At 48.7% G+C, this 24,200-nt stretch carries 23 protein-coding genes and 1 other RNA gene; 19 read left to right on the top strand and 5 right to left on the bottom strand.

Annotation, left to right across the window (positions count from 1 at the left end; all coding sequences use genetic code 11):
* Positions 1 to 216: 216 nt before the first annotated feature.
* Complete coding sequence (locus ACI3E1_RS06575; RefSeq protein ID WP_405024864.1) at positions 217 to 3,105, bottom strand: YfhO family protein; 2,889 nt, start codon at positions 3,103 to 3,105, stop codon at positions 217 to 219.
* A gap of 285 nt (positions 3,106 to 3,390) precedes the next feature.
* Between ACI3E1_RS06575 and nrdD the strand changes: the two genes are divergently transcribed.
* The 7 genes from nrdD to sufB are packed head-to-tail and all read left to right on the top strand — an operon-like array spanning position 3,391 to position 10,926.
* Positions 3,391 to 5,568 carry an anaerobic ribonucleoside-triphosphate reductase gene (gene nrdD, locus ACI3E1_RS06570; protein WP_405024863.1) on the top strand — a complete coding sequence of 726 codons (2,178 nt, stop codon included), beginning with the start codon at positions 3,391 to 3,393 and terminating at the stop codon, positions 5,566 to 5,568.
* The gene (gene nrdG, locus ACI3E1_RS06565) at positions 5,561 to 6,136 is read left to right on the top strand and encodes an anaerobic ribonucleoside-triphosphate reductase activating protein (protein ID WP_405024862.1); all 576 of its coding nucleotides are present in this window, start codon (positions 5,561 to 5,563) and stop codon (positions 6,134 to 6,136) included. Before nrdD ends, nrdG begins: the two co-directional genes overlap by 8 nt.
* 12 nt (positions 6,137 to 6,148) lie before the next feature.
* Positions 6,149 to 6,919 carry a Fe-S cluster assembly ATPase SufC gene (gene sufC / locus ACI3E1_RS06560; protein ID WP_405024861.1) on the top strand — a complete coding sequence of 257 codons (771 nt, stop codon included), beginning with the start codon at positions 6,149 to 6,151 and terminating at the stop codon, positions 6,917 to 6,919.
* Between the two features lie 2 nt (positions 6,920 to 6,921).
* Positions 6,922 to 7,875: a SufD family Fe-S cluster assembly protein gene (locus tag ACI3E1_RS06555; RefSeq protein ID WP_405024860.1), complete on the top strand. Its 954-nt coding sequence runs from the start codon at positions 6,922 to 6,924 to the stop codon at positions 7,873 to 7,875.
* Positions 7,862 to 9,097 carry an aminotransferase class V-fold PLP-dependent enzyme gene (locus tag ACI3E1_RS06550; RefSeq protein WP_405024859.1) on the top strand — a complete coding sequence of 412 codons (1,236 nt, stop codon included), beginning with the start codon at positions 7,862 to 7,864 and terminating at the stop codon, positions 9,095 to 9,097. Before ACI3E1_RS06555 ends, ACI3E1_RS06550 begins: the two co-directional genes overlap by 14 nt.
* Positions 9,084 to 9,533, top strand: a complete 450-nt coding sequence (gene sufU, locus ACI3E1_RS06545; RefSeq protein ID WP_405024858.1) for a Fe-S cluster assembly sulfur transfer protein SufU — start codon at positions 9,084 to 9,086, stop codon at positions 9,531 to 9,533. Before ACI3E1_RS06550 ends, sufU begins: the two co-directional genes overlap by 14 nt.
* Positions 9,511 to 10,926, top strand: a complete 1,416-nt coding sequence (gene sufB, locus ACI3E1_RS06540; RefSeq protein ID WP_405024857.1) for a Fe-S cluster assembly protein SufB — start codon at positions 9,511 to 9,513, stop codon at positions 10,924 to 10,926. Before sufU ends, sufB begins: the two co-directional genes overlap by 23 nt.
* 76 nt (positions 10,927 to 11,002) lie before the next feature.
* Here the strand turns inward: sufB and ACI3E1_RS06535 are convergent, their stop codons facing one another.
* Positions 11,003 to 11,941: a glycosyltransferase family 2 protein gene (locus tag ACI3E1_RS06535; RefSeq protein WP_405024856.1), complete on the bottom strand. Its 939-nt coding sequence runs from the start codon at positions 11,939 to 11,941 to the stop codon at positions 11,003 to 11,005.
* A gap of 23 nt (positions 11,942 to 11,964) precedes the next feature.
* Positions 11,965 to 12,426, bottom strand: a complete 462-nt coding sequence (locus tag ACI3E1_RS06530) for a flavodoxin (protein ID WP_405024855.1) — start codon at positions 12,424 to 12,426, stop codon at positions 11,965 to 11,967.
* A gap of 138 nt (positions 12,427 to 12,564) precedes the next feature.
* Here ACI3E1_RS06530 and map point away from each other — a divergent pair, with 138 nt between their 5' ends.
* Together map and galU are read left to right on the top strand one after the other, a co-directional pair.
* Entirely contained in the window at positions 12,565 to 13,365 is an 801-nt protein-coding gene (gene map, locus ACI3E1_RS06525; protein ID WP_405024854.1) for a type I methionyl aminopeptidase, read from the top strand.
* Positions 13,366 to 13,479: 114 nt separating this feature from the next.
* A complete protein-coding gene (galU, locus tag ACI3E1_RS06520) occupies positions 13,480 to 14,349 on the top strand; it encodes a UTP--glucose-1-phosphate uridylyltransferase GalU (protein ID WP_405024853.1) in 870 nt (289 codons plus the stop codon).
* A 172-nt stretch (positions 14,350 to 14,521) separates the two neighbouring features.
* Here the strand turns inward: galU and nrdE are convergent, their stop codons facing one another.
* Together nrdE and nrdH are read right to left on the bottom strand one after the other, a co-directional pair.
* A complete protein-coding gene (gene nrdE, locus ACI3E1_RS06515; protein ID WP_405024852.1) occupies positions 14,522 to 16,693 on the bottom strand; it encodes a class 1b ribonucleoside-diphosphate reductase subunit alpha in 2,172 nt (723 codons plus the stop codon).
* A 122-nt stretch (positions 16,694 to 16,815) separates the two neighbouring features.
* Positions 16,816 to 17,046, bottom strand: coding sequence for a glutaredoxin-like protein NrdH (gene nrdH, locus ACI3E1_RS06510; protein WP_405024878.1), 231 nt, complete (start codon positions 17,044 to 17,046; stop codon positions 16,816 to 16,818).
* A gap of 218 nt (positions 17,047 to 17,264) precedes the next feature.
* On the opposite strand from nrdH, the gene ACI3E1_RS06505 reads away from it, so the two are divergent.
* The 10 genes from ACI3E1_RS06505 (at position 17,265) to rsmI (ending at position 24,200) form a co-directional block, all read left to right on the top strand.
* Positions 17,265 to 17,867 carry a class I SAM-dependent methyltransferase gene (locus ACI3E1_RS06505; protein ID WP_405024877.1) on the top strand — a complete coding sequence of 201 codons (603 nt, stop codon included), beginning with the start codon at positions 17,265 to 17,267 and terminating at the stop codon, positions 17,865 to 17,867.
* Positions 17,867 to 18,370 (top strand): tRNA adenosine(34) deaminase TadA, encoded by a 504-nt coding sequence (gene tadA, locus ACI3E1_RS06500; protein ID WP_405024851.1) that lies wholly within the window; start codon positions 17,867 to 17,869, stop codon positions 18,368 to 18,370. Before ACI3E1_RS06505 ends, tadA begins: the two co-directional genes overlap by 1 nt.
* A 47-nt stretch (positions 18,371 to 18,417) precedes the next feature.
* Positions 18,418 to 18,504, top strand: an RNA gene (gene ffs / locus ACI3E1_RS06495) — signal recognition particle sRNA small type.
* A gap of 89 nt (positions 18,505 to 18,593) precedes the next feature.
* Complete coding sequence (gene dnaX, locus ACI3E1_RS06490; protein WP_405024850.1) at positions 18,594 to 20,294, top strand: DNA polymerase III subunit gamma/tau; 1,701 nt, start codon at positions 18,594 to 18,596, stop codon at positions 20,292 to 20,294.
* 37 nt (positions 20,295 to 20,331) lie between these two features.
* Positions 20,332 to 20,646: a YbaB/EbfC family nucleoid-associated protein gene (locus ACI3E1_RS06485; protein WP_405024849.1), complete on the top strand. Its 315-nt coding sequence runs from the start codon at positions 20,332 to 20,334 to the stop codon at positions 20,644 to 20,646.
* 15 nt (positions 20,647 to 20,661) lie between these two features.
* On the top strand, positions 20,662 to 21,261 hold the full coding sequence (gene recR, locus ACI3E1_RS06480; RefSeq protein WP_405024848.1) for a recombination mediator RecR: 600 nt from the start codon (positions 20,662 to 20,664) through the stop codon (positions 21,259 to 21,261).
* A gap of 41 nt (positions 21,262 to 21,302) precedes the next feature.
* Positions 21,303 to 21,959, top strand: a complete 657-nt coding sequence (gene tmk / locus ACI3E1_RS06475; protein WP_405024847.1) for a dTMP kinase — start codon at positions 21,303 to 21,305, stop codon at positions 21,957 to 21,959.
* A 10-nt stretch (positions 21,960 to 21,969) separates the two neighbouring features.
* Complete coding sequence (gene holB / locus ACI3E1_RS06470; protein WP_405024846.1) at positions 21,970 to 22,965, top strand: DNA polymerase III subunit delta'; 996 nt, start codon at positions 21,970 to 21,972, stop codon at positions 22,963 to 22,965.
* Positions 22,966 to 22,977: 12 nt separating this feature from the next.
* Entirely contained in the window at positions 22,978 to 23,325 is a 348-nt protein-coding gene (locus ACI3E1_RS06465) for a DNA replication initiation control protein YabA (protein WP_405024845.1), read from the top strand.
* On the top strand, positions 23,322 to 24,200 hold the full coding sequence (gene rsmI, locus ACI3E1_RS06460; protein ID WP_405024844.1) for a 16S rRNA (cytidine(1402)-2'-O)-methyltransferase: 879 nt from the start codon (positions 23,322 to 23,324) through the stop codon (positions 24,198 to 24,200). Before ACI3E1_RS06465 ends, rsmI begins: the two co-directional genes overlap by 4 nt.

The raw sequence follows: 24,200 nt of genomic DNA, 5'->3' as shown, positions 1-24,200 counted from the left end.
CAGATAAGTTTGTTATTTTCTGAACGGATAAATACCGTTATCTTAACGCTTTTTGCGTGCTTTTTTATCAAATAGCGTAAACATTGTAATTTGAAGCAAAAGAAAACTTTAAAAATAGTTAATAATTTGGTCATTTTTTAGTAACAAAGTCAATCAAAAACGATAAAAATCCCGGTAAAATGAATTTTACCGGGATTATATATTTTAATAGTTCGCTTATCCGTTTTTCCGGCGTGAAAAAAGTGTCAAACTAGCAGCGGTAAACGTTACGATAATTCCTATTAGGGAAATGAACGCCCCAAGCTTTAGGGCCGGCACGCGGTAGGATAGTTCAATTTGGTGATGTCCTTTAGGAAGCCGCAAACCAACAAAAGCGGTGTTTACCCGTAAGACCTTAACCGGGTGACCGTTATCACTTGCCTGCCATCCCGTAGAGTATGGGATGGACGAAGCAAGAATGCCGGTTTGAGGAGTGGTAATCGTTCCTGTGACATGATCTCCGTTAAGCCGGATATTATTAAGAGCATGGCGTTGAACGGTTTTTACCTGATTAAAGTACTGTTTTCCAAGGGGTTCGGCCACAACGCGAAGTTTAAAGCGGTACGTTCCCATTTTTGAGGGAGTGAGAGTGAGCGTTTGTGGCAGTCCATGTTGGATAAAACCGAGATTCATTGTCCCCGCACGAACAATCTTATAGAATGATAAGATTGTTCGTTTTGGTTGATATAGTTTTTCCGTTCCGTACGGTCCTACAACCTTCAAGGTAAACCCGTGGTTGGGGGTTCCGTTGATGACGTGGTAGTGCAGGTAACGGTAGTAGTCCATTTTCGCGTTCTTAGCTAATGGACCTCTAGTTAGGTCGTTATTTTCTGTTTGAGCTTCAATCCGAACCTGTTGGCGGAGATTCATTGGCGTGTAGTGCACGTTTGTAAACTCAAGGTGTAGTTCATAGTTCTGGATCTTTTTAAGTTGTTTGTTTTGTTTACCTTTAACCCGGGGGTTTAGCACGATGGTGTATGATTCGTTTGCGTCCTGTCGTTGGAGTATTTTGGTTTTTCCAGTAATCCGCACTCCGTGACTCGAGACCAATTGGTAAGGAATAGAAATGGTCAGATTAGTTAGCCGTACAGGGGCGAGATTTGCTGCGTCGCGGGCATTGCTGACGATAACCCCTGCAGCGAGGGCCCGTTCCCGTTGGGTGCCGCTTAACTTGTTGGCTTGACGGGGTGTTAACGCCCGCTTTTGCCAGTAAAGAAGCGGGAAGGCCGCTGTGTTCTTGTACCGACGAGTCTGCTGGCTATTTCCCGGTTGGTTATTAATGCTCGTTACTTTCTGGGTTGTTTTATCCAGGACAAATCCAGCCGGGATTTTTTGGGCGTTAGGGTTTCCAATTTGAGTGAATAGGTACTTAACGTTTAGAAAGTCCAGGAGGGCTGTCCGGTCATCGAGTTGTTGGAGCGGGTAATTAGCCTCGTACTGGGTGTTTTGCATTTGCTGGGCAAACTGACCGACGTACTTGTTTTGAATCGAATAGTACGAATTAAGGAGATTTACCGGAGCAGTAAGGTTGTTGTACATGGTGTAATCAGCACCGAGTTGATAGTTCTGGCTTAGGGTTGAAACCCGGTACCCCGTTTTGCCAGTGAGTCCGGCTGCCAGGCCGTTGTAGCTGTTTTGTTCCAGGTTTTGGAAAGCTCCCAGGGGAAGCATTTCCTTGGAGTATCCTCCGTTGTATGGGGCCTCAAAGTAGACTGCGTTAAAGAGAACGTTGATGAGAACAATAGCAAGCAGCCAGTGCTGGGAGTGGTTTTGAGAATGCCGGTGAAGTAGCCATAAGGCTAGGAGGGTGACATACAAAAAGACCATCGGAATGAACAGCATTTCGTTATTTTCAAAGAGGTAGTCTAAAAAAATGATTCCTGTATAACCCACAGTAACAAGTGTAAAGAGTTTAAGAGTTGCCCTCGAAAGGTGTGGCAGGCGTTCGGTAAGAATAGCACACGCGAGCGCCACTGGTAGGCACAACATTAAGGTCCAGCGATTAGACGGGGACATAAAGGCGTTCATAAAGGCTGCAAAGCACGGGAGAAGCAGCATACCACCACTAATCAAAATACTGGTTGCAATTATCGGGTAGCGTTTAATGTGCCGAAGAACGTAGGTAATTCCAAAGAGGGCGATGCTGGCAAAGCCAAGTGCCGTCCAGAAGTAGAAATCCCGGTTGCCCCCGTTAATTAGCTGGGAAGGAAGTGCCAGGTAGTAGTACGGCGGGTATCCGTGCATTCCGTTAGCAAACGGACTGCCTGAACGGGTCGAGTTAAGGACTGCATGGAATTCGGGAACAAGGATGAAGCCTGCTAATAGCAGGCTAGTGATGGTTGCCCCCACCAGACGAGCAAGCACTACCAGGTAGTTTAATCGGAGGCGGTAGGTAATCAGCACTCGTAATCCAAGGTAAATAAATGCCCCAATGCCAAGCATGTAGGCAAAGTAGAAGTTACTAATGAGCATCCAAGTGAACGCGCCAATTAGAGGCCAGCAGCTTTTCCCCTGTAACACCCGTTCGATAGCTAGCAGTACAAGCGGAAAGATGATAAACGGTGTTGCAAAGAACGGTTGGGCGCAGTTGGCGTACAGTAAAAAGGCATTAAAGGTGTAAACGAGCGCCCCCGTAATAATTGCTGGGGTGTGAAGTAGCTTAAAGTGGCGGGCAAAGAAGCAGAAGGCAAGCCCGACACAGTATAGCCGTAAAATGATGATGAGATGGTAGGCAAATACGATCTTACTAACCGGAAAGAGGAGGGTAAGGTACGCGAAAATATCCCCAATATCGTAATAAGCAAAGATGGGGAATTTGGCCGCCCCTAACCCTAACTTCCATGACCACTGCGTATTGTGGAGGGGGTGGCAAATAAACTGGGCGAGTGTTTGGCGGTAGGCCTTTAACAATGGAAGATGTTGGTTGGCCCCGTCAATGTACCAGATAAATGAGTGCCCCGTGATGAGGTACGTGCCGTACACGAAGAGCGCGACGATAAGGAACGCCGCGGTGTATTTTAGGTATAGCCGGTGATGATTATTCTTTTGATCAAACGAAAACTGCATGGTAATTGCTCCTCTCTCCATTCTCTTGTATTTTACCGTAAAATGACGAGTTCGGCAGAAAGAACAGTTTTTAAAAAGAAACAGGGTGGTTTGGATAGTCAAAAATAAATTAACGCTTGGAAATTCTCCAAATAATTGGGGAAATGACTGGTATTAAGTTGGTGCGTTTGTTCATCCCTTTTATACAACATATAGTATTAATAAATTAATCATGTACAACATGTAGTGTTAAATGCTATGATGGGATTGTTGATTGGAATAGCAACAGCGAAAGGGGAAGAATCTATGCCACAACAATTTGTTAAGCGTGACGGAGCGGTCTATCCGTTCCGGGAATATAAAGTAGAGTTGGTTTTTACGGCACTAGGGGTTGAAGACCCCGAAAAGGTCGCAGCAGTGACGGCGACGCGATTAACCGGGGAAAGGGTGACTGCTCAACAGGTAGAAGATGCGGTTTTAGCAACTTGCGAGCGGCTGCACCTTATGGAAGCTCGTCGGCGGTATTTGGACTACAAGGAACACCGGGCGCAGGAGTTCGCAAAGCAGACTGATCCAACCGCGCGGTTAGAGCGCCTAGTGAAGGGCGATCCAACAATTATTCATGAAAATGCCAATAAGGATAGCACCGTTTTCAGTACCCGGCGGGATTTAACCGCCGGAACGGTGGGAAAAACGTTAGGGCTAACGATGATGCCGCCACACATTGCTCATGCCCACTTAAAGGGAGTTATTCACTTTCACGACCTGGACTATTCGCCACTTGAACCGTACAGTAACTGCTGTTTAATTGATTTTGAAACAATGTTTCGTGACGGATTTAAGATTGGGAATGCGGAGGTTGAGCAACCCAAGTCAATTCAAACTGCGGTCGCCCAAATCGTTCAAGTGATTGCCAGCGTTGCTAGTCAGCAGTATGGCGGATGTACGGTGGATCATATTGATACGTTGTTAGCACCATATGCAATGATGAATTACGCTAAGCATCAGCACACTGCACAAAAATATATTTCAGAAGAAAAATCCCAGGAGCAGTATGCCCGGGAACGGACCGTTAAGGATATTTATGATGCGATGCAGTCGCTTGAATATGAAATTAACACCTTGTTTACCACGAATGGGCAGACACCGTTTACCTCAGTAGGGTTCGGGTTAGGGACGTCATGGGCAAGCCGGGAGATTCAACGGGCCATTTTACAAGTGCGAATTGATGGACTCGGGAAAAACCACCGGACAGCCATCTTTCCGAAGCTTCTCTTTGCGATTAAGGATGGAGTTAACCACCGTCCGGAAGATCCTAACTATGATATTAAGCAGTTAGCGATTGAGTGTGCTATTAAACGAATGTATCCGGATATCCTTAATTATCCACCGATTGTGGCAATTACCGGTAATTTTAAGTCGCCGATGGGATGCCGGTCGTTTCTTCCAAAGTGGACGGATGAAAACGGTCAGGAGGTAAATGATGGCCGTGCCAATATGGGGGTGGTGACGTTGAACCTTCCCCGGATCGCCATGGAAGCCCACGGGAACCAGGAATTGTTTTGGACAATGCTAGAAGACCGACTACAACTTGCCCATGAGGCGCTCATGGTGCGGGTGAAGCGAATCCGCGATGATGCCCGGCCAGAAAACGCGCCGATTTTATACAAATATGGTGCGTTTGGAATGAAAGCCAAGGATGGGGAATCTGTTGATCGCTTTTATAATCACGACCGCGCGACGGTTTCGCTGGGATACATTGGACTATATGAAGTTGGGGCGGCCTTTTTCGGTCCTAACTGGGAACATGATAAAACGGCACATGCGTTTACCGTGCAGGTCGTACGCGTTCTCAACGAACACTGTAAGCGGTGGGCTAAGGAATCAGGATATCATTTTAGCGTGTATTCGACGCCGAGTGAGTCGTTAACTGACCGGTTTTGTCGGCTTGATACGCAACGTTTTGGGAAGGTGCGGGATATTACGGATAAAGAGTACTACACTAATAGCTTCCACTATGATGTCCGGAAGCATCCTAATCCGTTTGAAAAGTTGACATTTGAAATGGAGTACCCGCACTATGCAACGGCTGGATTTATCCACTATTGTGAATACCCGAACCTCCGGCAAAATCCCAAAGCCCTTGAAGCGGTGTGGGACTGGTCGTATGACAAAATTGGTTATTTGGGAACTAACACTCCGATTGATAAGTGCTATAAATGTGGGTTTGAGGGGGAATTTGCGGCGACCGCGCGGGGCTTCCAGTGCCCGGATTGTGGAAACCACGACCCGCAAACGTGTGATTGTGTTAAGCGGACGTGTGGGTACCTAGGAAATCCCCTCCAACGGCCAATGGTGCACGGACGGCATGAGGAAATTGCGGCCCGCGTCAAGCACCTTTCGCCAACGATGGCTCACGAAATGGCTAGCCATGCTCAAAGTAAGCAACGCGATGTAAAAAGAGGAGGAGTGACGGATGATTAACCGTAAACCGAATAACCCGCGGCCCCAGGAGTGGCTCGCAGATGATCTTAGCCAGATGAAAGTGGCGGACTATAAACCGTTTAACATGGTTGACGGTGAAGGAGTACGTTGCAGTTTATATGTGAGCGGGTGTAAGTTTATGTGCCCGGGATGCTACAACAAGGCGGCACAGAGTTTTAATTACGGGCAGCCCTACGACGAGGCCCTTGAGGAACAGATCATGACCGACCTTGCCGAACCGTACGTTCAGGGAATCACCTTTTTAGGAGGCGAACCATTTCTAAACACGCAAATTACGCTTCGGCTAGCACGGCTCATTCGCCAACGGTTTGGCCACGCCAAGGATATTTGGTCATGGACTGGGTATACCTGGGACGAGTTAATGCTGGAATCGGACGATAAGTTGGAATTGTTAGCGCTGCTGGACATTTTAGTTGACGGTCGTTTTCTAGAGGATGAAAAGGACCTCACGTTGCAGTTTCGAGGGAGTAGAAACCAGCGAATTATCGACGTGCCCGCTTCGCTTGCAACTGGTGAAGTGCATTTGTGGGCTGGTTTGAAGAAGTAGGGGGTAATCGGAATGACGACGTTAACGGTTGATAACCTAAAGGTAGCGGTAGATAAAAAACTTATCTTGCACGGGGTGTCACTGACGCTTCGTTCCGGGGAGGTTCACGCAATTATGGGACCAAACGGGACGGGGAAATCAACGCTGGCAGGAGCCATTATGGGTGATCCCCGTTATGAAGTGGTTGCCGGCGATATTCGCCTTGATGGAAAAAGCATTGTTGGATTACCCGTTGATGAACGGGCGCGCCTGGGAATTTTTATGGGAATGCAGCTCCCGGTTGCCGTTCCAGGAGTGACATTAAGCACGCTAATCCGGGCGGCACTTCGGGCAAAGGACGGGAAAGTTCAGTTACTAGATTATATGAAAAAATTAAAACAGGCATTGGCCCTCCTGGATATGCCTGCAGAGATGGCCAGTCGTGACCTTAACGTGGGATTTTCGGGAGGAGAACAAAAACGCGCGGAGTTATTACAGTTAATGATGCTTAATCCCGCGGTAGCATTGCTCGATGAGATTGATTCGGGCCTTGATATTGATGCGCTGAAGGTGGTAGCGCGGGGAATCAATGCAATGCGGGGCCCCCACTTTGCTGGGTTGTTAATTACCCATTATCAACGGTTATTAACGTATGTTCAACCGGATTTTGTGCACGTAATGATGGGGGGAAGGATTGTAAAAACGGGGGACGTGACCGTTGCTACTGAACTAGAGCAAAAGGGGTATACACGCGTTCGGGATGAACTTGGATTGGATATTCCACTGGTTGATGAGGGGGTATAAAAATGGGCACGCAAGCACGGAAAACTACCAAGGTTCTGGTGCTAGCGGGGACCGCACAACTAATGCGGATAAATACCCTCACGGGGGTAGCTCAGAAGCAATGGCGTACTTTGCAAGCATCCCTTTCCCCACAAGCTGTTAGTGAATTATCACCGGCAACACCTGTTGTGATTATCCCGGAAAATGCAACCGCGACCATTCAGGGAACCGGAGCAACAATAATTCTTGCGGGACCCGCAAGTCACGTGAAGTACTGTGAAGTGCACCAGGCGGACGGTTTAAGGGGTTCTACCTTTATCGCAGCGGAGCCCGCAAGTCACGTTGATTGGACGGTAGTTAATGCCGGAAGAGCCGCGAACGAAACGCGGATCGACTATGTTCGGGCCGCCCGGGCCGCGCGCGTAACCTGGAGGATTGGTGAACTTACTACTGGGCAGGATCACCTAACCCTCATGGCGGATTTGGTAGGAGAAAGCGCCCACGTAGCATTATCCGTAGCGGCATTGGCGGGGCGGTTAAGTCAGCAGCAAATTACCGCACGCATTACGCACCAAGTTCCTGCCACCACGGCAACCATTGCTCAGTACGGGGTGGTATTGACGAGCGGCCGGCTGAACTTTGATACTACGGGGCGAATTGTTGCGGGAGCCCGCCAGGCGGCAATGACCCAGCGAAGTAAGGTACTCTTGATGACCCCGCAGGGAACGGGAACCGTAAATCCTCAGCTTTTAATTGATGAAGATGATGTGACGGCCGCCCATGCTGCCAGTATTGGGCGGCTAGCGGCGAACCAGTTTTTTTATTTACAGAGTCGGGGTTTGTCGCGGCAGCAAATTGTTCGGTTGATTGCCCGGGGATTTCTCGGGCCGGTAATTGATCAAGTTAAGGATGCAACGCTTCGCCAAACCTTGCAGGCACTGATTGAAAGGCAGGTGGCAGCGGATGCAGTCGATTAATACGGTCCGGGCGGATTTTCCATTTTTAACCCAGACGATGAACGGTCACCCGTTAATTTACTTGGATAATGCTGCTACCACGCAGAAACCGTGGCCGGTATTACAGGCGTTACGCCAGTATTACACCCAGGAAAACGTTAATGTTCACCGGGGGGGTTACGCCCGGGCGGCGGCCACCACGGCGGAGTACGAGGGGGTTCGTATGCAGGTGGCCCGCTTAATTAACGCTTCGTCAGCCCGGGAGATTGTCTTTACGAAGGGAACGACCGAGGCGTTGAACTGGGCCGCATTTGGTGGAGCGGTTTCCCTAAAACCCCAGGATGAAATTTTAGTAACGGTGATGGAACATCACAGTAACCTAGTGCCGTGGCAGATTCTTGCTGCTCGAACCGGAGCGGTTCTTCGGTTTGTTGAATTAACAACAGCTGGGACCTTGGATTGGGTTGATTTTCAGCGAAAGCTTTCAACGCGAACCCGTGTAGTAGCGGTCAGTGCAGCGTCAAACGTGTTGGGAACCGTTAACCCGGTGGCGGCAATCGCCCGGACCGCCCATGAAGTCGGGGCGCTTGTTGTTGTGGATGCAGCCCAAGCGATTGGCCACATGCCGGTTGACGTGCAGAAATGGGGAGCAGACTTCGTTGCGTTTTCGGGGCATAAGATGCTTGGACCAACCGGAATTGGTGTGTTGTGGGGACAACGCGCTGTGTTGGAACGAATGCATCCCCTTGAATATGGCGGGGAAATGATTAGCGCAGTAACGCGCAATGAGACGACTTTTAAGGAGGTCCCGTGGTGTTTTGAGGGGGGCACCCAGAACATTGCGGGGGTAATTGGGCTGGGAAAGGCTATTCGGTACCTGGAACAGCAGGGAATTGCGACCATTCAAGCCCGGGAACAACGGTTAGCCGCTCGTCTTGCAGCGGGACTCCGTGCACTTCCGCAAGTAACGGTGTATGGCCCAGTGTCAGGAGAACAACGTAATGGGGTGGTAGCCTTTAACGTTGGTTCCCTGCATGCCCACGACGTTGCCACAGTGTTGGACGCCCAGGGAACAGCGGTCCGTGCGGGCCATCACTGTGCGCAGGTCTTGATGGACCATCTTGGCGTGCCTGGGACGGTGCGGGCGAGCGTGGCGTTTTATAATACCACCGCGGAAGTGGATGCACTGATAACGCAGGTTGAACGAACGGAGGCGTTTTTTAAAAAACATGGAATGGGATGAGTTAACGGAATTATATGGTCAGGTAATTATCGAACGAGCGCAGGATACACAGTGGTTTCACCCGCTTGAGGGGAGTGTGAAACAAACCGTGGTAAACCCAACGTGTGGGGATGCGTTTACCGTGGCAGTTGCTCAGCGTGACAACCGTATTACCGTGGCAGCAATCACCGCGGGAGACGGGTGCATGATTGCCCGGGCTGCTGCGGCAGTTGTTTGTGAGCTTGTGGATTGTCAGCCGGTTGAAGCAGCGCAGGCGCGTCTCAGGGCATTTACCGCATTAGTAACTCATAAGCGGGTACTAACAGCCGAAGAACAAGACCAGCTTGGTGACGGAATGGCATTTACCGGGGTTGCTCGGTTTCCTGTACGCGTAAAGTGTGCGTTATTAGCGTGTGAGGGGGTGCAACAAATCATTGACAGTAACAGTTCCAGGTGAGAAGAAGTCCCAGTACGGGTTTAAGGATCAGGTTACCCCCATTTTAACGACCGGTCAGGGATTAAACGAAGCGGTGATCCGGCAAATTTCTGCGGCAAAACACGAACCGGAATGGATGTTACGGTTTCGCTTGCAGGCGTACGCAACGTACCAGAAATTGTCGCTTCCGCAGTTTGGCCCCGACTTGAGTGCGTTAGACTTCGAGAAGATTAACTATTTTCGGCGGGATACTTCCCGGCCGGTTCGCCGGTGGGAGGACGTTCCTGCGCAGATTAAGGAGACCTTTGAGCGGCTGGGCGTTCCCCAGGCGGAACGACAGTATTTAGCGGGGTCGTCCGCCCAGTATGAATCTGAAGTGGTATACCACCACGTGCAAGAAGAGTTAGCTCAGCAGGGGGTGGTGTTTATGGCGATGGATACTGCGGTTCAACGGTATCCTCAGTTGGTGCGGCAATATTTTGGCACCCTTGTTCCGCCAAATGATAATAAGATGGCGGCGTTGAATTCGGCGGTATGGTCGGGCGGAACCTTCATTTACGTTCCGCCGCATGTCCGGTGTACCGTGCCGCTTCAAAGTTACTTTCGGATTAATGCTGGGAATTCGGGCCAGTTTGAGCGAACGTTAATTATTGTTGATAAGGGAGCACAGGTAAACTACGTTGAGGGATGCACTGCCCCTAACTATTCGGCGGATAGCTTACACGCTGCCGTGGTTGAAGTGTTTGTTAAGGCCCATGCGACCTGTCGGTATACCACCATTCAAAATTGGTCTGATAATGTTTATAGTTTGGAGACGAAGCGCGCACAGGCTCTTAAGCAAGCGACAATGGAGTGGGTTGATGGCAACCTAGGTTCAAAGGTCACAATGAAATATCCGAGCGTTTACCTTGATGGTCCTGGGGCCCGGGGAACGATGCTGTCGGTTGCGTTTGCGGGAAGTGATTCTCACGGAAACGGCATTATTTCGGATACAGGCGCCCGGATGATTCACCGTGCGCCGCAAACGTCCTCAACGATTGTTTCCAAGTCATTGTGTAAGAATGGGGGACATGCTGATTATCGCGGAGAAGTCCGGATGACACCGGCGGCCACGGGCGCATTTGCGCACGTAGAATGCGATACGCTGATCTTAGATGATCATTCGGGAAGTGATACCTTACCGGTGAACACCGTTCAGCAAGCAGCGGATGCCCAAATTGAGCATGAAGCGAAGGTATCGAAGGTTTCGGCGGCACAGTTGTTTTATCTGATGAGTCGGGGACTTACCGAAAAACAGGCAACCGAAATGATTGTGATGGGCTTTTTAACGCCGTTTACGAAGAAGTTGCCAATGGAATATGCGGTCGAATTAAACCGGTTAATTGAATATCAGATGGACGGGGCCGTGGGGTGACGTCCGTGTGTAATAATTCAGGAAACAACCCGCATACCGCTGAGGGATTCAGCGGTATGCGGGTTATTACGTATGATTATTTCTTTTCTTTTAGAATGTAGATCGGTCGGCGTTTAACCTCAGCATAAATTTTGCCCACGTACTTGCCGACAATCCCCAGGCAGGACAGCTGAATTCCGCCGATGAAAAGCATAATGCAAACCATTGATGGCCAGCCCGCCGTTGGATTACCAAAACAGACCTTCGTGATGATAATCCATAAGATGCCAATTAGTGAAATAAAAGCGGTTAGCGCCCCGATAAACGTGGCAATGTCAAGGGGGACCTGAGAGAAGTTTACGATGCCGTCAATGGAGTATTGGAAAAGTTTCCAGAAGTTCCAGCTCGTTGTTCCGGCAGCCCGTTCCCGGTTCTTGTACTCTAAGTATTTTGTGTTAAAGCCGACCCAGCTGAAAATTCCTTTGGAGAACCGGTTATATTCGCTCATCGAAAGGATGGCGTCTACCATCTGGCGGGTCATCATCCGGTAATCGCGGGCGCCATCAACAATTTCAGTATCTGAAATTTGATTAATCAGTTTATAAAACATCCGGGCAAAGAAAGAGCGGACGGGTGGTTCTCCCTCACGTGTTAACCGGCGGGTCCCGACACAGTCGTAATCTTCGTTAGGATCTTCCAGGTATTTAAGCATAATCGGCAGCATTTCTGGGGGATCCTGGAGGTCAACGTCCATTACGACAACGTAATCACCGGTTGCTTGTTTTAGACCGCAGTAGAGGGCGGCTTCCTTCCCAAAATTTCGGGAAAACGAAGCATAGTGAACGTGTTGGGGATCTTTCTTCTGGAGTTTGCGCATCTCAGAAAGGGTTCCGTCCGTTGATCCATCGTTAACGAACCAGTATTCGAGTTCAATGCTCTTAAGTTCCGGCGCGACGCGTTGAACAGCATCGTAAAAGAGGGGAACGGATTCCTCTTCGAAGTAGCACGGAACAACAATCGAAAGCTTCTTTGTCATTTTCGTGTGTTGGTTCCTTTCATTTAATTGGTTGCGGTGAATTTATGCATGATATTGGCTGCAAGAGCGTCGAGTTGGTTAATGGCTTCGTCGTTGTCGGGTGCCAGGTTGATTTTAACCGGTGCGCTTCCCCGTTGGGCACCGGTTGCCGCAAGGGCTTTATCAAATTTTTCAACCGCCGTGCAAAAGAATTCGCCGTAAAACGTATCACCCGAACCTGCGACACCAAAAAGTTTTCCGGTAAGGTCAGTTGTTGCTAGGTCGTCGTAGAAGTCTAGTCCTTCTTCGGGAAGGGCTCCATCGTCGTACGTGTACGGACAAACAATGCAGATATCACTTGATGTAAACACACTGACATCCGTTTGGGAAATTTCGGTTACCGTAACGTCTGCGCCGAGGTCCTCAAAGGCATCAGCGATTACACCGGCAACTTCCTCGTTGTTTCCGGTAATTGTGGCGTAAACGATTTGAACGCGTGGTTGCATAGGGTTCACCGTCCTTTAGAAATAAATTTACCCCTTTTATTATAACAAAAACGGTGGTGGCGTTTATAAAAAATTTCGCGGTGGTTGAAATTAGGCTTATAATGGGGGTAATTATCAATGTGAAGGGTTGGATAAAACATGATTACGTTGAAGTCAGAACGTGAGATTGACGAAATGGCTAAGTCTGGTGCCATTCTTGCAGGATTTCATCACGAAGTCCAAAAGTTAATTGCGCCGGGTATTTCCAGTTGGGAAATTGAAAAGCTGGCACGCCGGTACTATAAAGAACACGATGCTATTGCTGAACAGATTGGGTTTGAGGGCTACAAGTACGCAACGTGCGTGAGTGTTAACGATGAGATTTGTCATGGCTTTCCGCGTAAGGACCTGATTTTAAAGGATGGTGACCTGGTAAAGGTTGACACGGTGGTTAACTATCATGGAGCCATGAGTGATTCGTGTTGGAGCTATGTGGTCGGGGAAAGGACACCAGAATTGGATAAGCTGATGCAGGTAACCCATGATGCCTTGTATTTGGGAATTGACCAGGCCCAGGTGGGGAACCGAATTGGTGATATTGGAGCGGCAATTCAACACTATGTTGAGGATGAAAATGGTTTTGGCGATGTACGTGAATTCATCGGCCACGGGATTGGACCAACAATGCATGAAAGCCCAGATGTTCCGCATTATGGGGTTGCGGGGAAGGGTGTGCGTCTCCGCCCCGGGATGACAATTACGATTGAGCCCATGGTTAACATGGGAAACTGGAAAGCGATCATGGATGACCCTAACGGCTGGACCGCTCGGACGGCTGATGGAAGCATTTCCTGCCAGTTCGAACATACGATTGCGATTACTAACGATGGGCCTAAGATCTTGACCTCACAAGATTCGGTAACGGATCATGATTATTTATGGGCTAAATCTAATGATTAAGCAAAACTTCCTGTTTTTTATTGCCACTCTGCAGTAAGACTGGTAAAATACGCTTCGTGCTTGTATATGAATTTAACGGGAATACCAATAATTCAAGGTAAGAGGTATTTGACTATGAAGGTTAGAAAAGCAATTATTCCGGCAGCAGGATTAGGAACCCGGTTTTTACCGGCGACAAAAGCAATGCCAAAGGAAATGTTGCCAATCGTTGATAAGCCAACGATTCAGTACATTGTTGAGGAAGCCCGGAAGTCCGGGATTGAAGATATTTTAATTGTTACGGGGAAGAATAAGCGGCCGATTGAAGACCACTTTGATTCTGTTCCGGAACTCGAACAAAACTTAAAAGCTAAAGGGAAGACGAAGATGTTGAAGTTGTTGGAGGAAACAACCGACTTAAATATCTACTTTATCCGGCAGTCACACCCGCGTGGTTTAGGGGACGCCGTTTTAATGGCAAAGGATTTCGTTGGGAACGAACCGTTCGTTGTGATGCTCGGGGATGACCTAATGAAAGATGAGGTTCCGTTGACCAAACAGCTGATGGACCGCTACGAAGAGACAAATGCATCAACGCTGGCCGTAATGAAGGTGCCGCACGAGGAGGTTGATAAGTACGGGGTAATTGATCCGGCTGCTGAAACGAAGCCAGGGTTATATGATGTTCGGCGCTTTGTTGAAAAACCGGCGGTGGAGAAAGCCCCATCGGACTTAGCAATTATTGGACGGTACTTGTTAACGCCGGAAATCTTTGGCATGCTGGAAACCCAGCAGCCGGGGGCTGGAAACGAAATTCAGCTAACCGATGCAATTGATCGGTTGAATAAGGTGCAGCGCGTCTTTGCCCACGAGTTTAAGGGTGACCGGTTTGACGTAGGGTACAAGTTTGGTTACTTGAAAACGTCAATTCAGTTCGGGTTAAAGCACCCTGAAGTGAAGGACGAGTTGGTGTCCTACATTAAGCAGTTAGCGAAGGAACTTTAACGGTGTAAGTAAATAACCGGACGCAATCCCGTGGGAAGGCGTCCGGTTTTGCTGTATAGTCGTAAAATAAGGATGAATTCAAGCGAAGGAAACGATCGTGGCGGAAGTGGTAAAAAAAGACTGAGACGTAACTATGTCTCAGCCTATTTGTTAAATAGAAGGTTACTAATTACTAGATGGTGCAACTTTCACATTCATTAACACTAACCTCACCGTTATCATCGGTAAATGTCCGAACGTAGTAGATGGACTTGCAGCCCTTTGCGTGGGCGTAGTTCCGGAGAATGTTGAGGTCCCGGGTGGTCATCTTGTTGGTACGGCCATCTTTCCACGGGTATAGTCCTTCCGGAATTGTTGAGCGCATGTAAAACGTCATGCTAATCCCCTGATCAACGTGTTCCTGAGCAGCGGCATACATGTCAATCATTTTCCGCATATCAATGTCGTAGGCTGACTGGTAATACGGAAGGGTATCGTTTGAAAGGTACGGTGCCGGGTAGTATACCTTTCCAGTCTTGTTTTCTTGGCGTTCTTCTACAAGATTAATGATTGGCTGAAGGCTTGCCGTTGCGTCGTTAACGTATGAAACAGAACCCGTTGGGGGGATGGCGATCCGATTTTGGTGGTAGAGCCCATCCTTCATTACGACCGCCTTTAACTTAGCCCAATCGTCCTTAGTTGGAATAAAGATTCCCTTAAAGAGGTCCTTAACCTTCGCTGATTGTGGACCCCAGTCCTGGCTAAGATATTTGTCGAAGTAAGTGCCGTCCGCGTACTGACTTTGGTCGAAGTCTTTGAACGTCTCCTGCCGTTCGCGGGCAATTTTATTGGAAGCAACTAGTGTCCAGTAGTTGATCAGCATGAAGTATACGCTGGTAAACTCGATGGCTGCTGGTGAACCGTAGTAGATGTGGTTCTTGGCAAGGTAGCCGTGCAGTCCCATTGCCCCCAGACCGATTGTGTGGGCCACGCTGTTGCCGTAATCGATGGACGGAACAACGTCAATGTTTTCGTTATCGGTAACAAACGTCAACGCCCGAACCATCGTTTCAACGGACTTACCGAAATCAGGGCTTGCCATTAGGTTAACAATGTTGGTGGATCCAAGGTTACAACTAACATCGGTTCCCATTTCCGTGTATTCCTGCTTATTGTTAATCCGGGAAATTTCTTGAGGCTGCATAATTTCTGAGCACAGATTGCTCATGATGATCTTGCCCTTGACCGGATTGGCCCGGTTGGCCACGTCAACGTTCATGATGTACGGATAGCCAGACTCCTGCTGGAGCTTACTAATTTCGGTTTCAAGTTCCCGGGCACGGATTTTCTTCTTAGGGATGTCTGGATTAGCCACCATCTTGTCGTACTCCTTAGTGATGTCAACGTAGGCAAACGGCTTGCCGTAAGCTCGCTCAACTCCCCAAGGATCGAAGAGGTACATGTCCTCGTCCTTTGCGGCTAACTCGTAGAATTTATCCGGAATGACTACCCCAAGAGAAAGAGTCTTTACCCGGACCTTTTCGTCGGCATTTTCTTTCTTTGTTGCCAGGAAAGCCATGATGTCAGGATGGAAAACATTAAGGTAAACTACTCCAGCACCTTGCCGTTGGCCCAATTGGTTAGAGTAGGAAAAGCTGTCTTCAAGGAGTTTCATTACGGGAATTACTCCGGAAGCGGCCCCTTCAATTCCTTTAATGGGCGCACCAGCTCCCCGGAGATTACTCAAGGAAATTCCCACCCCGCCGCCAATTCGGGAAAGCTCTAAAGCGGAGTTAATTGTTCGCCCAATGGAATTCATGTCATCGGTGGTTTGGAGAAGGAAGCAGGAAACCATTTCCCCCCGCCGGGCCCGACCAGCATTCAGAAAGGTTGGGGTAGCCGGTTGGTACCGCTGGGTAACGAGTTCTTCAGCAAGGTCGCAGGCTAATTGTTCATCGCCATTTGCCATGTATAGAGCATTGGCTGCCATCCGATCAATAATTGTTTCTAGGTAATACTCGTTATCGAGCGTCTTCATGGCGTACTGGTTGTAAAATTTGTAGGCGGCCATAAATGACTTGAAGTGGAAGTTAGCCGCATTAAGCTGGGCGTATAACTTCTTAATGAAAGTCATGCTGTACTTCTTTACGAAGGTTTCTTCAAGGTAACCGTTCTTTATAAGGTAGTCGAACCGCTCTTCAAGTGAATTAAAGTGTTTGAGGTTGGGTTCTACGTTTTCTTTAAGGAACGCCTGGAGGGCATCATGATCCTTTTCAAGTTGAATTTTTCCGTTAAGGGGAATGTTGACCTGGTTGTTTAGGTCGTAATACGTTACTTTGTCGCGATCAATTGCAGATAAACTCACTGGTTCCACCACTTTCTTTGGGTTATTAGTTAATTACTAGTTTAAAAAAAGTGAACCAACAACGTGTTCACTTTATTAGTTAAACTTTGCTTTTAATGTAGCATCTTAAACGCCTTATGTGATTATTCAGCAATGACCTGTTGGAGAAGGTCTGGCCGAAAGCCGTTAACAACGGGTTCGGCATCACGTTCAACGACCGGGACGCTTCGGAATCCCTGTTCCTTAAGATAATCAACGTATTCTGGATGATCAGAAATATTTCTTTCCTCAAAGGAAACACCGTGGGACTTAAGAAATTTTTTGGTCATTTTGCACTGAATGCAGTTGTTTTTTGTATATACCGTTAGGCTCATAATCATCATCACCATTTCACTTCTTTTACTTACGTGAACTTAGTATACCGTGTTTTCGGAAAAAAGCAAGGCTAGAACACAAGATATTGTGGATAATAATCAATTAAAATCCGATATATGGTGGATAACGGCTGCGAATAATTCTTGGATTTTGTTGCTTAACGGGGGCGATTTAGCGTATGATAAAAGTATCAAATTTACTGACGGGGTGTCCGAAGGTGACGGAATACTACTACTCAACACAACCAACGGCTGCACATGATGAGCAGACGTTTTCGTTTTCCTTATTAGGAAGTAATTTACGGTTTATTACTGATAGCGGGGTGTTCTCGCGGCGGACCGTTGATTATGGTAGTCGTACTTTACTTACGGCCCTCGAACAAGCGGAGATTACTCCCCGTAAGGTTCTCGATGTAGGGTGTGGGTATGGCCCGCTTGGGATTGCGCTTGCCCGGCGGTTTCCTGCTAGCAGGGTGACAATGAGTGACGTTAACGAGCGGGCATTAGCGCTTGCCCGGCGGAACGCCGCTGCAAATCATGTGAAGAACGTAATGATTTGCCAGTCGGATGGTTATGCGATGCTTTCCGCAACGGATTACGATTTGGTTGTTACTAACCCGCCGGTCCGGGCGGGGAAAAAGGTTGTTCATGAAATTTTGGCTGGTGCATTTGATCACCTTGTTTCTGGGGGAGCGTTATATGTTGTATTGCAGAAGAAACAGGGAGCTCCGTCAGCTAAGAAATTAATGGAAACAACGTTTGGAAATTGCCAGGTTGTTTTGAAACAAAAGGGCTACTACGTGTTAAGGAGTGAGCGGTAATGGCATTAATGGCAAATGAACAGGCAAAGTTCATGCAAGAAGCTCTCTATGAAGCCCAAAAAGCTGCTGCCATTGGGGAAGTGCCGATTGGGTGCGTAGTAGTACGGGATGGACGGGTTATCGGTCGGGGCCATAACCTCCGTGAGCACAGTGAAGATGCGACAATGCATGCTGAGATCATGGCAATTCAGGAGGCAAATGCGGCATTGGACAGCTGGCGGCTGGTTGATTGTGATTTGTTTGTGACCCTTGAGCCATGCCCGATGTGTTGTGGAGCCATAATAAATTCCCGGATTCGGGGGGTTTACTACGGTGCGTCAGACAAGAAAGCAGGGGCGGCGGGCACCCTGATGAACTTGCTGAATGATTCCCGTTTTAATCATCAAGCTGAGGTATATCCGGGAGTGCTGCAAGAGCAGTGTGCCGCTCGGTTAACGCAGTTTTTCCAAGAAGTGCGGCGGAAGCAGCGATTAGCTCGGCGCTGGGCGAAGCGGGAAGATTAAGACTGGCTTTTTGGGGAGTTTTCATGTATCATAGACTTTGCCGCAAGGCCTTAGGACAATGTTGTCCTTACGAACCGTGTCAGGTCCGGAAGGAAGCAGCACTAAGTTTGGTTCAGCATGTGTCCTAAGTTGATATGAATGAGAACTCCCGGTTCGTCCTCGGACCGGGAGATTTTTGTCCTCAACGTACATATTCTATATTAACGGAGCAAGGAGGAAAAACATGGCTTACCAAGCACTTTATCGGGTATGGCGGCCCCAACGGTTTGCGGATCTAGTCGGGCAGCAGTTAGTTACCCAAACACTGCGGAATGCACTGGCAACCAAGCAAACATCCCATGCATACCTGTTTACCGGGCCCCGGGGAACCGGGAAGACATCCGCGGCTAAGATTTTTGCCAAGGCCATTAACTGTCATCACCAGCAGGATGGTGAGCCGTGTAACGAGTGTATTACTTGTAAGGCGATTACGAACGGAACGCTGAGCGATGTAATCGAAATTGATGCGGCCTCTAATAACGGAGTTGAGGAAATTCGAGATATCCGGGATAAGGCTAAATATGTACCAACAGAGGCTGACTATAAGGTATATATCATTGACGAAGTTCATATGTTATCGACCGGAGCGTTTAATGCGCTGCTAAAAACGTTGGAGGAACCCCCGGAGAACGTGGTCTTTATCCTCGCAACAACGGAACCCCAAAAGATTCCGGCGACGATTATTTCCCGGACCCAGCGGTTTGATTTTCACCGCATTAAGCCTCAGGTGATTTTGGAGCGGATGAAGATGATCCTTGAGCAAAAGGAAATTACTGCTGACGCGGCTGCCCTGAAGGTGATTGCCCAGGCGGCGGATGGTGGGATGCGGGACGCATTGAGCATCCTTGATCAAGTTATCTCGTTTGGGGACAACGAAGTAACCCTAGAAAACGCCTTGATGGTGACGGGCAGTGCTACGCAACAGGATTTGGACGATTATGTGGCCGCGGTAATTGGCGGGGAAACGGCGGTTGCGCTGACATTAATTCATAAGTTACTTGATGAGGGTAAGGATGCCCAACGGTTGGTTGAGGACGTTCTTTTGTATTGCCGGGATTTAATGCTTTACCGTCAGGCCCCAGAAGAAGCCTCCTACCTTGAATTGGGGCGGCTAAGTGAGCACTTCAAGGAGTTGGCTTCCCAAATTGAATCGGAGCGGCTTATCACGATGATTGATATTTTGAATGAAGAGCTAGAGGCCATGCGGTTTAGCATTCATGCCACCGTTTACCTGGAGGTAATGACGGTTAGGTTAGCACAATCTCAGTCAACTAGCGATAAACAATCGCTTGCAGCCGCATCGAATACCGAATTAACGGAGCTTCAGCAGCAGGTTAAGCACCTCCAACAGCAACTCGCTGCACTTCAATCCGGGAAGGACCAAACATCTCATGGAAGTAAGTCCGCTCCGACTAAATCACAGCCAGAAGCACCCATTAAAGTGGATATGGCTGCTGTTACCAGCGTGTTGGACGGAGCTACGCGTCAAGCCCGGGATGAGGTCTTGCGGGAATGGGATAACCTGCCTGCTCAAATGAACGCACAACATGCGGCCTACGTGCGTACCCTTACGCCCCTTGCAGCGGGGCACGAACGGATTCTATTAGGTTGCAAGTACGATTACTTGTATCAGCGGATGGAAGTGCAGGATTTTCCGGCAACCCTTGCGACTACGTTGGCGGAGCTGTTAGGTTACTACCCAACGGTTGTGATTCTACCAGTATCGCAGTGGGGTCAGGTGCGCCAGGATTATTATGCCAAGCATAAGCAAAAACAATCTCGGTCAGATGCCACCGTGCCGGCGGCAGCCAAGCAAGCGCAACCGGAAGCGGTGACGAAAGCGCAGCAGCTTTTTGGTGATGCGGTTACCGTAAGAGACGATTAATGTTGATAATAATGAACTAATGAAGGGATGAACTAAAATGCGTGGAATGGGCCAAATGCCTAATATGCAAAACATGATGAAGCAGGTTCAGCGGATGCAAAAACAGATGCAGGCCGATCAAGAAAAACTAACGACAACAACTTTTACCGGGAAGGCAGCAAACGATATGGTAACGGTGACGTTTACTGGTGACCGGCAGATGAAGGATATTGTAATTAAACCAGAAGCCGTTGATCCTGACGATGTAGAGATGTTGCAAGACCTTGTCTTAATGGCGGTAAATGATGCAATGCAGCAGATTGATCAGCAAACCCAGCAGGCTTTAGGCCAGTACGCTAATAAGTTACGGTAGGAAGGGGGGGTGGCCGTGCAGTATCCAGAACCAATTGCCCGGTTGATTGACAATTATATGAAGTTACCGGGAATCGGGAGTAAAACAGCAGAACGGTTAGCGTTCTATACCCTTGACATGGATAATGACGACGTCACGGCGTTTTCCCAGGCGTTAGTTGCCGCTAAGCGGGATATTCACTACTGTTCGGTCTGTGGTAACATAACCGCAAGTGATCCGTGTGCGGTGTGCCAAGACAAGACACGGGACCAGGACCAAGTTATCGTGGTTGAGCAGCCTAAGGATGTGATGGCGCTTGAAAAAATGAACGAATATCACGGGTTGTATCATGTATTGCATGGAGTCCTTTCACCGATTGACGGAAAGGGCCCTGAAGATATTAATATTCGGAGCCTGGTAACCAGGTTACAGCAAAATGAGCAGATCAAGGAAGTAATTTTAGCAACTAACGCCACGCCGGAAGGGGAAGCCACGGCGATGTACATTGCTCGGCTTGTTAAACCAGCAGGGATTAAGGTAACCCGGCTAGCCCATGGGTTGGCGGTTGGAAGTGACATTGAATATGCGGATGAAATGACGCTCTTTAAGGCGCTTGAGGGCCGGCAAGAATTATAATTAGGTAAAGAAGCAAGAAGATAGGATTGGAAAGTTTGACGATGGCAGACAAGTTAACCGGAACATTTGTAACGTTAGAGGGAATTGACGGTTCGGGCAAAACGAGTGTTCTGCGGCAGATTGTTGCCTACCTGGCAGCACATCTCCCCGCTGAACAGTATGTAATTACCCGGGAACCCGGGGGAAATAGTATTTCCGAAGCAATTCGGCAGGTGATTTTAGATCCCCGGAATACGGGGATGGACGCGCGCACGGAAGCCTTGTTATACGCTGCTTCTCGCCGGCAATACCTGGTAGAAACGGTGTTACCGGCGTTGCGGGCTGGAAAACTGGTAATTTCTGACCGGTACGTTGATAGTTCCTTAGTATACCAGGGAAGTGGGCGCCATCTAGGAACTGACTCGGTACGGCAAATCAATGCATTTGCAACGGATGGATTAATGCCGCAGTTAACGTTATACTTTGATATCGATCCGGCTGAAGGGTTGGCTCGAATTAACAGTCACCGTGCTGGTGAGAAGGTTGACCGGCTCGATCGGGAGCGGCTGCAATTTTATCAGGATACGCGGAATGCCTACCTTAAATTGGCCGCCCAGGAACCAAACAGAATTGTAACGTTGGATGCAAGCCAGCCGTTAGCGGCAGTGACAAAACAGGCTTTAGCGGTAATGCAGACACGCCTTGCCAACTTGCAGTAAGGAGGGCAAATTGACGATTCCGGTGACAACTAAACATCCTCACCTAACGGCGCATTTTGCTCGGTTAGCGCGGGAAAAAAAGCTCGCCCACGCGTATTTATTTACGGGCGCTACCGGAGCAGGGAAGACCGCGTTGGCCCGGTGGGTTGCTCAGGCGTGTTTATGTGCTCGTTCTCGTGTAGATGGGCAACCATGCGGGCAATGTGACGAGTGCGTGCGAATCCAACAAGACGAGCACCCCGATGTTTTACACATTGTACCGGATGGGCAAACCATTAAGGTCAATCAAATTCGGTTTCTGCGCAGTGAATTTAGTAAGAGTGGGGTTGAAGGACTTCAAAAGTTCTTCATTATTAGTGAAGCGGAAAAAATGACCGCCAGCGCAGCCAATAGTTTGTTAAAGTTTTTGGAAGAACCTTCCGGGCAGGTGACGGCGTTTTTATTAAGTGCGCACCCGCAGCAAATTTTGACAACGATTGTTTCTCGCTGTCAGGTGGTAAAGGTGGCTCCGCCGACGGTTACTCAGCTTAGGGCAGTGTTACGGGAGGCGGGCGCGCCCGAGGATTTTCAAACACTTTTACCGTTGATTACACGGGATCAACAAGTTGCTATGCGATTAGCGGGTGATCCGGCAATTCCTAAATTAATCACGGCAATCAAGCAGTGGTTTACCCGGATTTGTCAGGGCGATTATCGGGCATTTGTGGCCGTCCAAACCCGGCTTATCCCAGAAACGCCAACGTCAGAACTGCGATCCGTGGCCGTGGCCCTAGTTGTTCAGCTTACCCGTGCGCTTCTCCTTACCGCTGTATCCGCCCGGGATGAAGTTCCGGTTTTCCCGGATTTAGTTCCTTTATTTAAACGGGTAGCTGCCCGGGTTTCACAAGAACAGCTTACAGTAGGGGTAACGGCGGCTCTCGGGGTCTCCCGGCAATTAGCTGCGAACGTTTCGTTTCAGAACGCCTTTGAGGGGTTAACATTACGGTTAATTACCGTATTGCATTAGGAAGGTGATCCGATGGAAAAAAAGGAATTATATGACAGTTTTGATCAACTAACAGCGGCTTTAAACCAGATAACGGCGACAGTTGAAAAGTTAAAGAACGCAACTGCCGCTGCCATCGAAAAGAATGCGGAATTGGAGATTGAAAATGAACACCTCCACGAACGATTAGCCGAGCTGGGGCAGCAGGAGAATACTAGTGAACAGGCAGTAACGGGGCAAATGACCCAGTCACGGCGAAACCTTGAACGTTTGTATAATGAAGGGTTTCATGTTTGCAATAACTTTTACGGTAAACGACGGAAAAATGATGAACCGTGTGCCTTTTGTGTTACTTTAATTTACGGGGAGCAACGCGCATGATTAGGCAAACGAGTAGTTTTCAGGAGGCCCCAACGGGAAAGTTGTATTTAGTACCAACCCCTATTGGTAATCTTGGTGATATGACACCACGGGCCGTTCAGGTTCTTCAGAATGTTGATTTGATTGCAGCGGAGGATACTAGGAATACCCAGCGACTTCTTAATCACTTTGAGATTACGACTCCCCAGATTAGTTTTCATGAATATAACACCCAGGAACGGATCCCTCAGTTAGTTGCAAAGCTCCAAGCAGGAAAAAGCATCGCACAGGTAAGTGATGCGGGAATGCCCTCGATTAGTGATCCGGGCCGGGAACTGGTTGCGACGTGCACGCAACAGGAGATCCCGGTAATTTCCCTTCCAGGGCCCAATGCAGCGCTGACCGCCCTGATTGCTTCCGGAATTGCTCCGCAACCGTTTCTTTTTTATGGCTTTTTACCCCGTAAAAAAGGGGCGTTGGCAACGGCAATTGCACAGCTTGCGGACGAGCGGCCAACGTTGATTTTTTACGAGGCTCCCCATCGGTTAGCTAAAACGCTAACCGCCCTTGCGGAGGGGTTAGGCGCAAAGCGTCCTGTGTGCTTGTGCCGGGAATTAACAAAGCGGTACGAGGAATTTTTACGAGGAACGTTGGCGGATGCTGTTCAGTGGGCGAAGGACGCCACAATCCGGGGAGAATTTGTTATTATTGTAGCTGGAAATGAGCAGACTGTTCGTAAAATTCCGCAGGGGCAAGGCTCTTTAACCGAGCAGGTTGACCGGTTGATTACCAGCGAGCATATCCGGCCGACCGATGCGATTAAACGGGTTGCTAAGCAAAACGGGTTAAAAAAACAGGCGGTTTATAATGAATATCACGGGTTAAACAAGGAGTAG

This window comes from Ligilactobacillus sp. LYQ139, assembly GCF_045033025.1.
In the GTDB taxonomy this organism is placed as follows: Bacteria; Bacillota; Bacilli; order Lactobacillales; family Lactobacillaceae; genus Ligilactobacillus.
This window is presented reverse-complemented; position numbering and strand designations above follow the sequence as displayed.

What these genes read in the sequence shown, in the direction of transcription:
- ACI3E1_RS06575 (WP_405024864.1), bottom strand. Translation starts at nt 3,105, where the DNA reads ATGCAGTTTTCGTTTGATCAAAAGAATAATCATCACCGGCTATACCTA.
- nrdD (WP_405024863.1), top strand. Translation starts at nt 3,391, where the DNA reads ATGCCACAACAATTTGTTAAGCGTGACGGAGCGGTCTATCCGTTCCGG.
- nrdG (WP_405024862.1), top strand. Translation starts at nt 5,561, where the DNA reads ATGATTAACCGTAAACCGAATAACCCGCGGCCCCAGGAGTGGCTCGCA.
- sufC (WP_405024861.1), top strand. Translation starts at nt 6,149, where the DNA reads ATGACGACGTTAACGGTTGATAACCTAAAGGTAGCGGTAGATAAAAAA.
- ACI3E1_RS06555 (WP_405024860.1), top strand. Translation starts at nt 6,922, where the DNA reads ATGGGCACGCAAGCACGGAAAACTACCAAGGTTCTGGTGCTAGCGGGG.
- ACI3E1_RS06550 (WP_405024859.1), top strand. Translation starts at nt 7,862, where the DNA reads ATGCAGTCGATTAATACGGTCCGGGCGGATTTTCCATTTTTAACCCAG.
- sufU (WP_405024858.1), top strand. Translation starts at nt 9,084, where the DNA reads ATGGAATGGGATGAGTTAACGGAATTATATGGTCAGGTAATTATCGAA.
- ACI3E1_RS06535 (WP_405024856.1), bottom strand. Translation starts at nt 11,941, where the DNA reads ATGACAAAGAAGCTTTCGATTGTTGTTCCGTGCTACTTCGAAGAGGAA.
- ACI3E1_RS06530 (WP_405024855.1), bottom strand. Translation starts at nt 12,426, where the DNA reads ATGCAACCACGCGTTCAAATCGTTTACGCCACAATTACCGGAAACAAC.
- map (WP_405024854.1), top strand. Translation starts at nt 12,565, where the DNA reads ATGATTACGTTGAAGTCAGAACGTGAGATTGACGAAATGGCTAAGTCT.
- galU (WP_405024853.1), top strand. Translation starts at nt 13,480, where the DNA reads ATGAAGGTTAGAAAAGCAATTATTCCGGCAGCAGGATTAGGAACCCGG.
- nrdH (WP_405024878.1), bottom strand. Translation starts at nt 17,046, where the DNA reads ATGAGCCTAACGGTATATACAAAAAACAACTGCATTCAGTGCAAAATG.
- tadA (WP_405024851.1), top strand. Translation starts at nt 17,867, where the DNA reads ATGGCATTAATGGCAAATGAACAGGCAAAGTTCATGCAAGAAGCTCTC.
- dnaX (WP_405024850.1), top strand. Translation starts at nt 18,594, where the DNA reads ATGGCTTACCAAGCACTTTATCGGGTATGGCGGCCCCAACGGTTTGCG.
- ACI3E1_RS06485 (WP_405024849.1), top strand. Translation starts at nt 20,332, where the DNA reads ATGCGTGGAATGGGCCAAATGCCTAATATGCAAAACATGATGAAGCAG.
- tmk (WP_405024847.1), top strand. Translation starts at nt 21,303, where the DNA reads ATGGCAGACAAGTTAACCGGAACATTTGTAACGTTAGAGGGAATTGAC.
- ACI3E1_RS06465 (WP_405024845.1), top strand. Translation starts at nt 22,978, where the DNA reads ATGGAAAAAAAGGAATTATATGACAGTTTTGATCAACTAACAGCGGCT.
- rsmI (WP_405024844.1), top strand. Translation starts at nt 23,322, where the DNA reads ATGATTAGGCAAACGAGTAGTTTTCAGGAGGCCCCAACGGGAAAGTTG.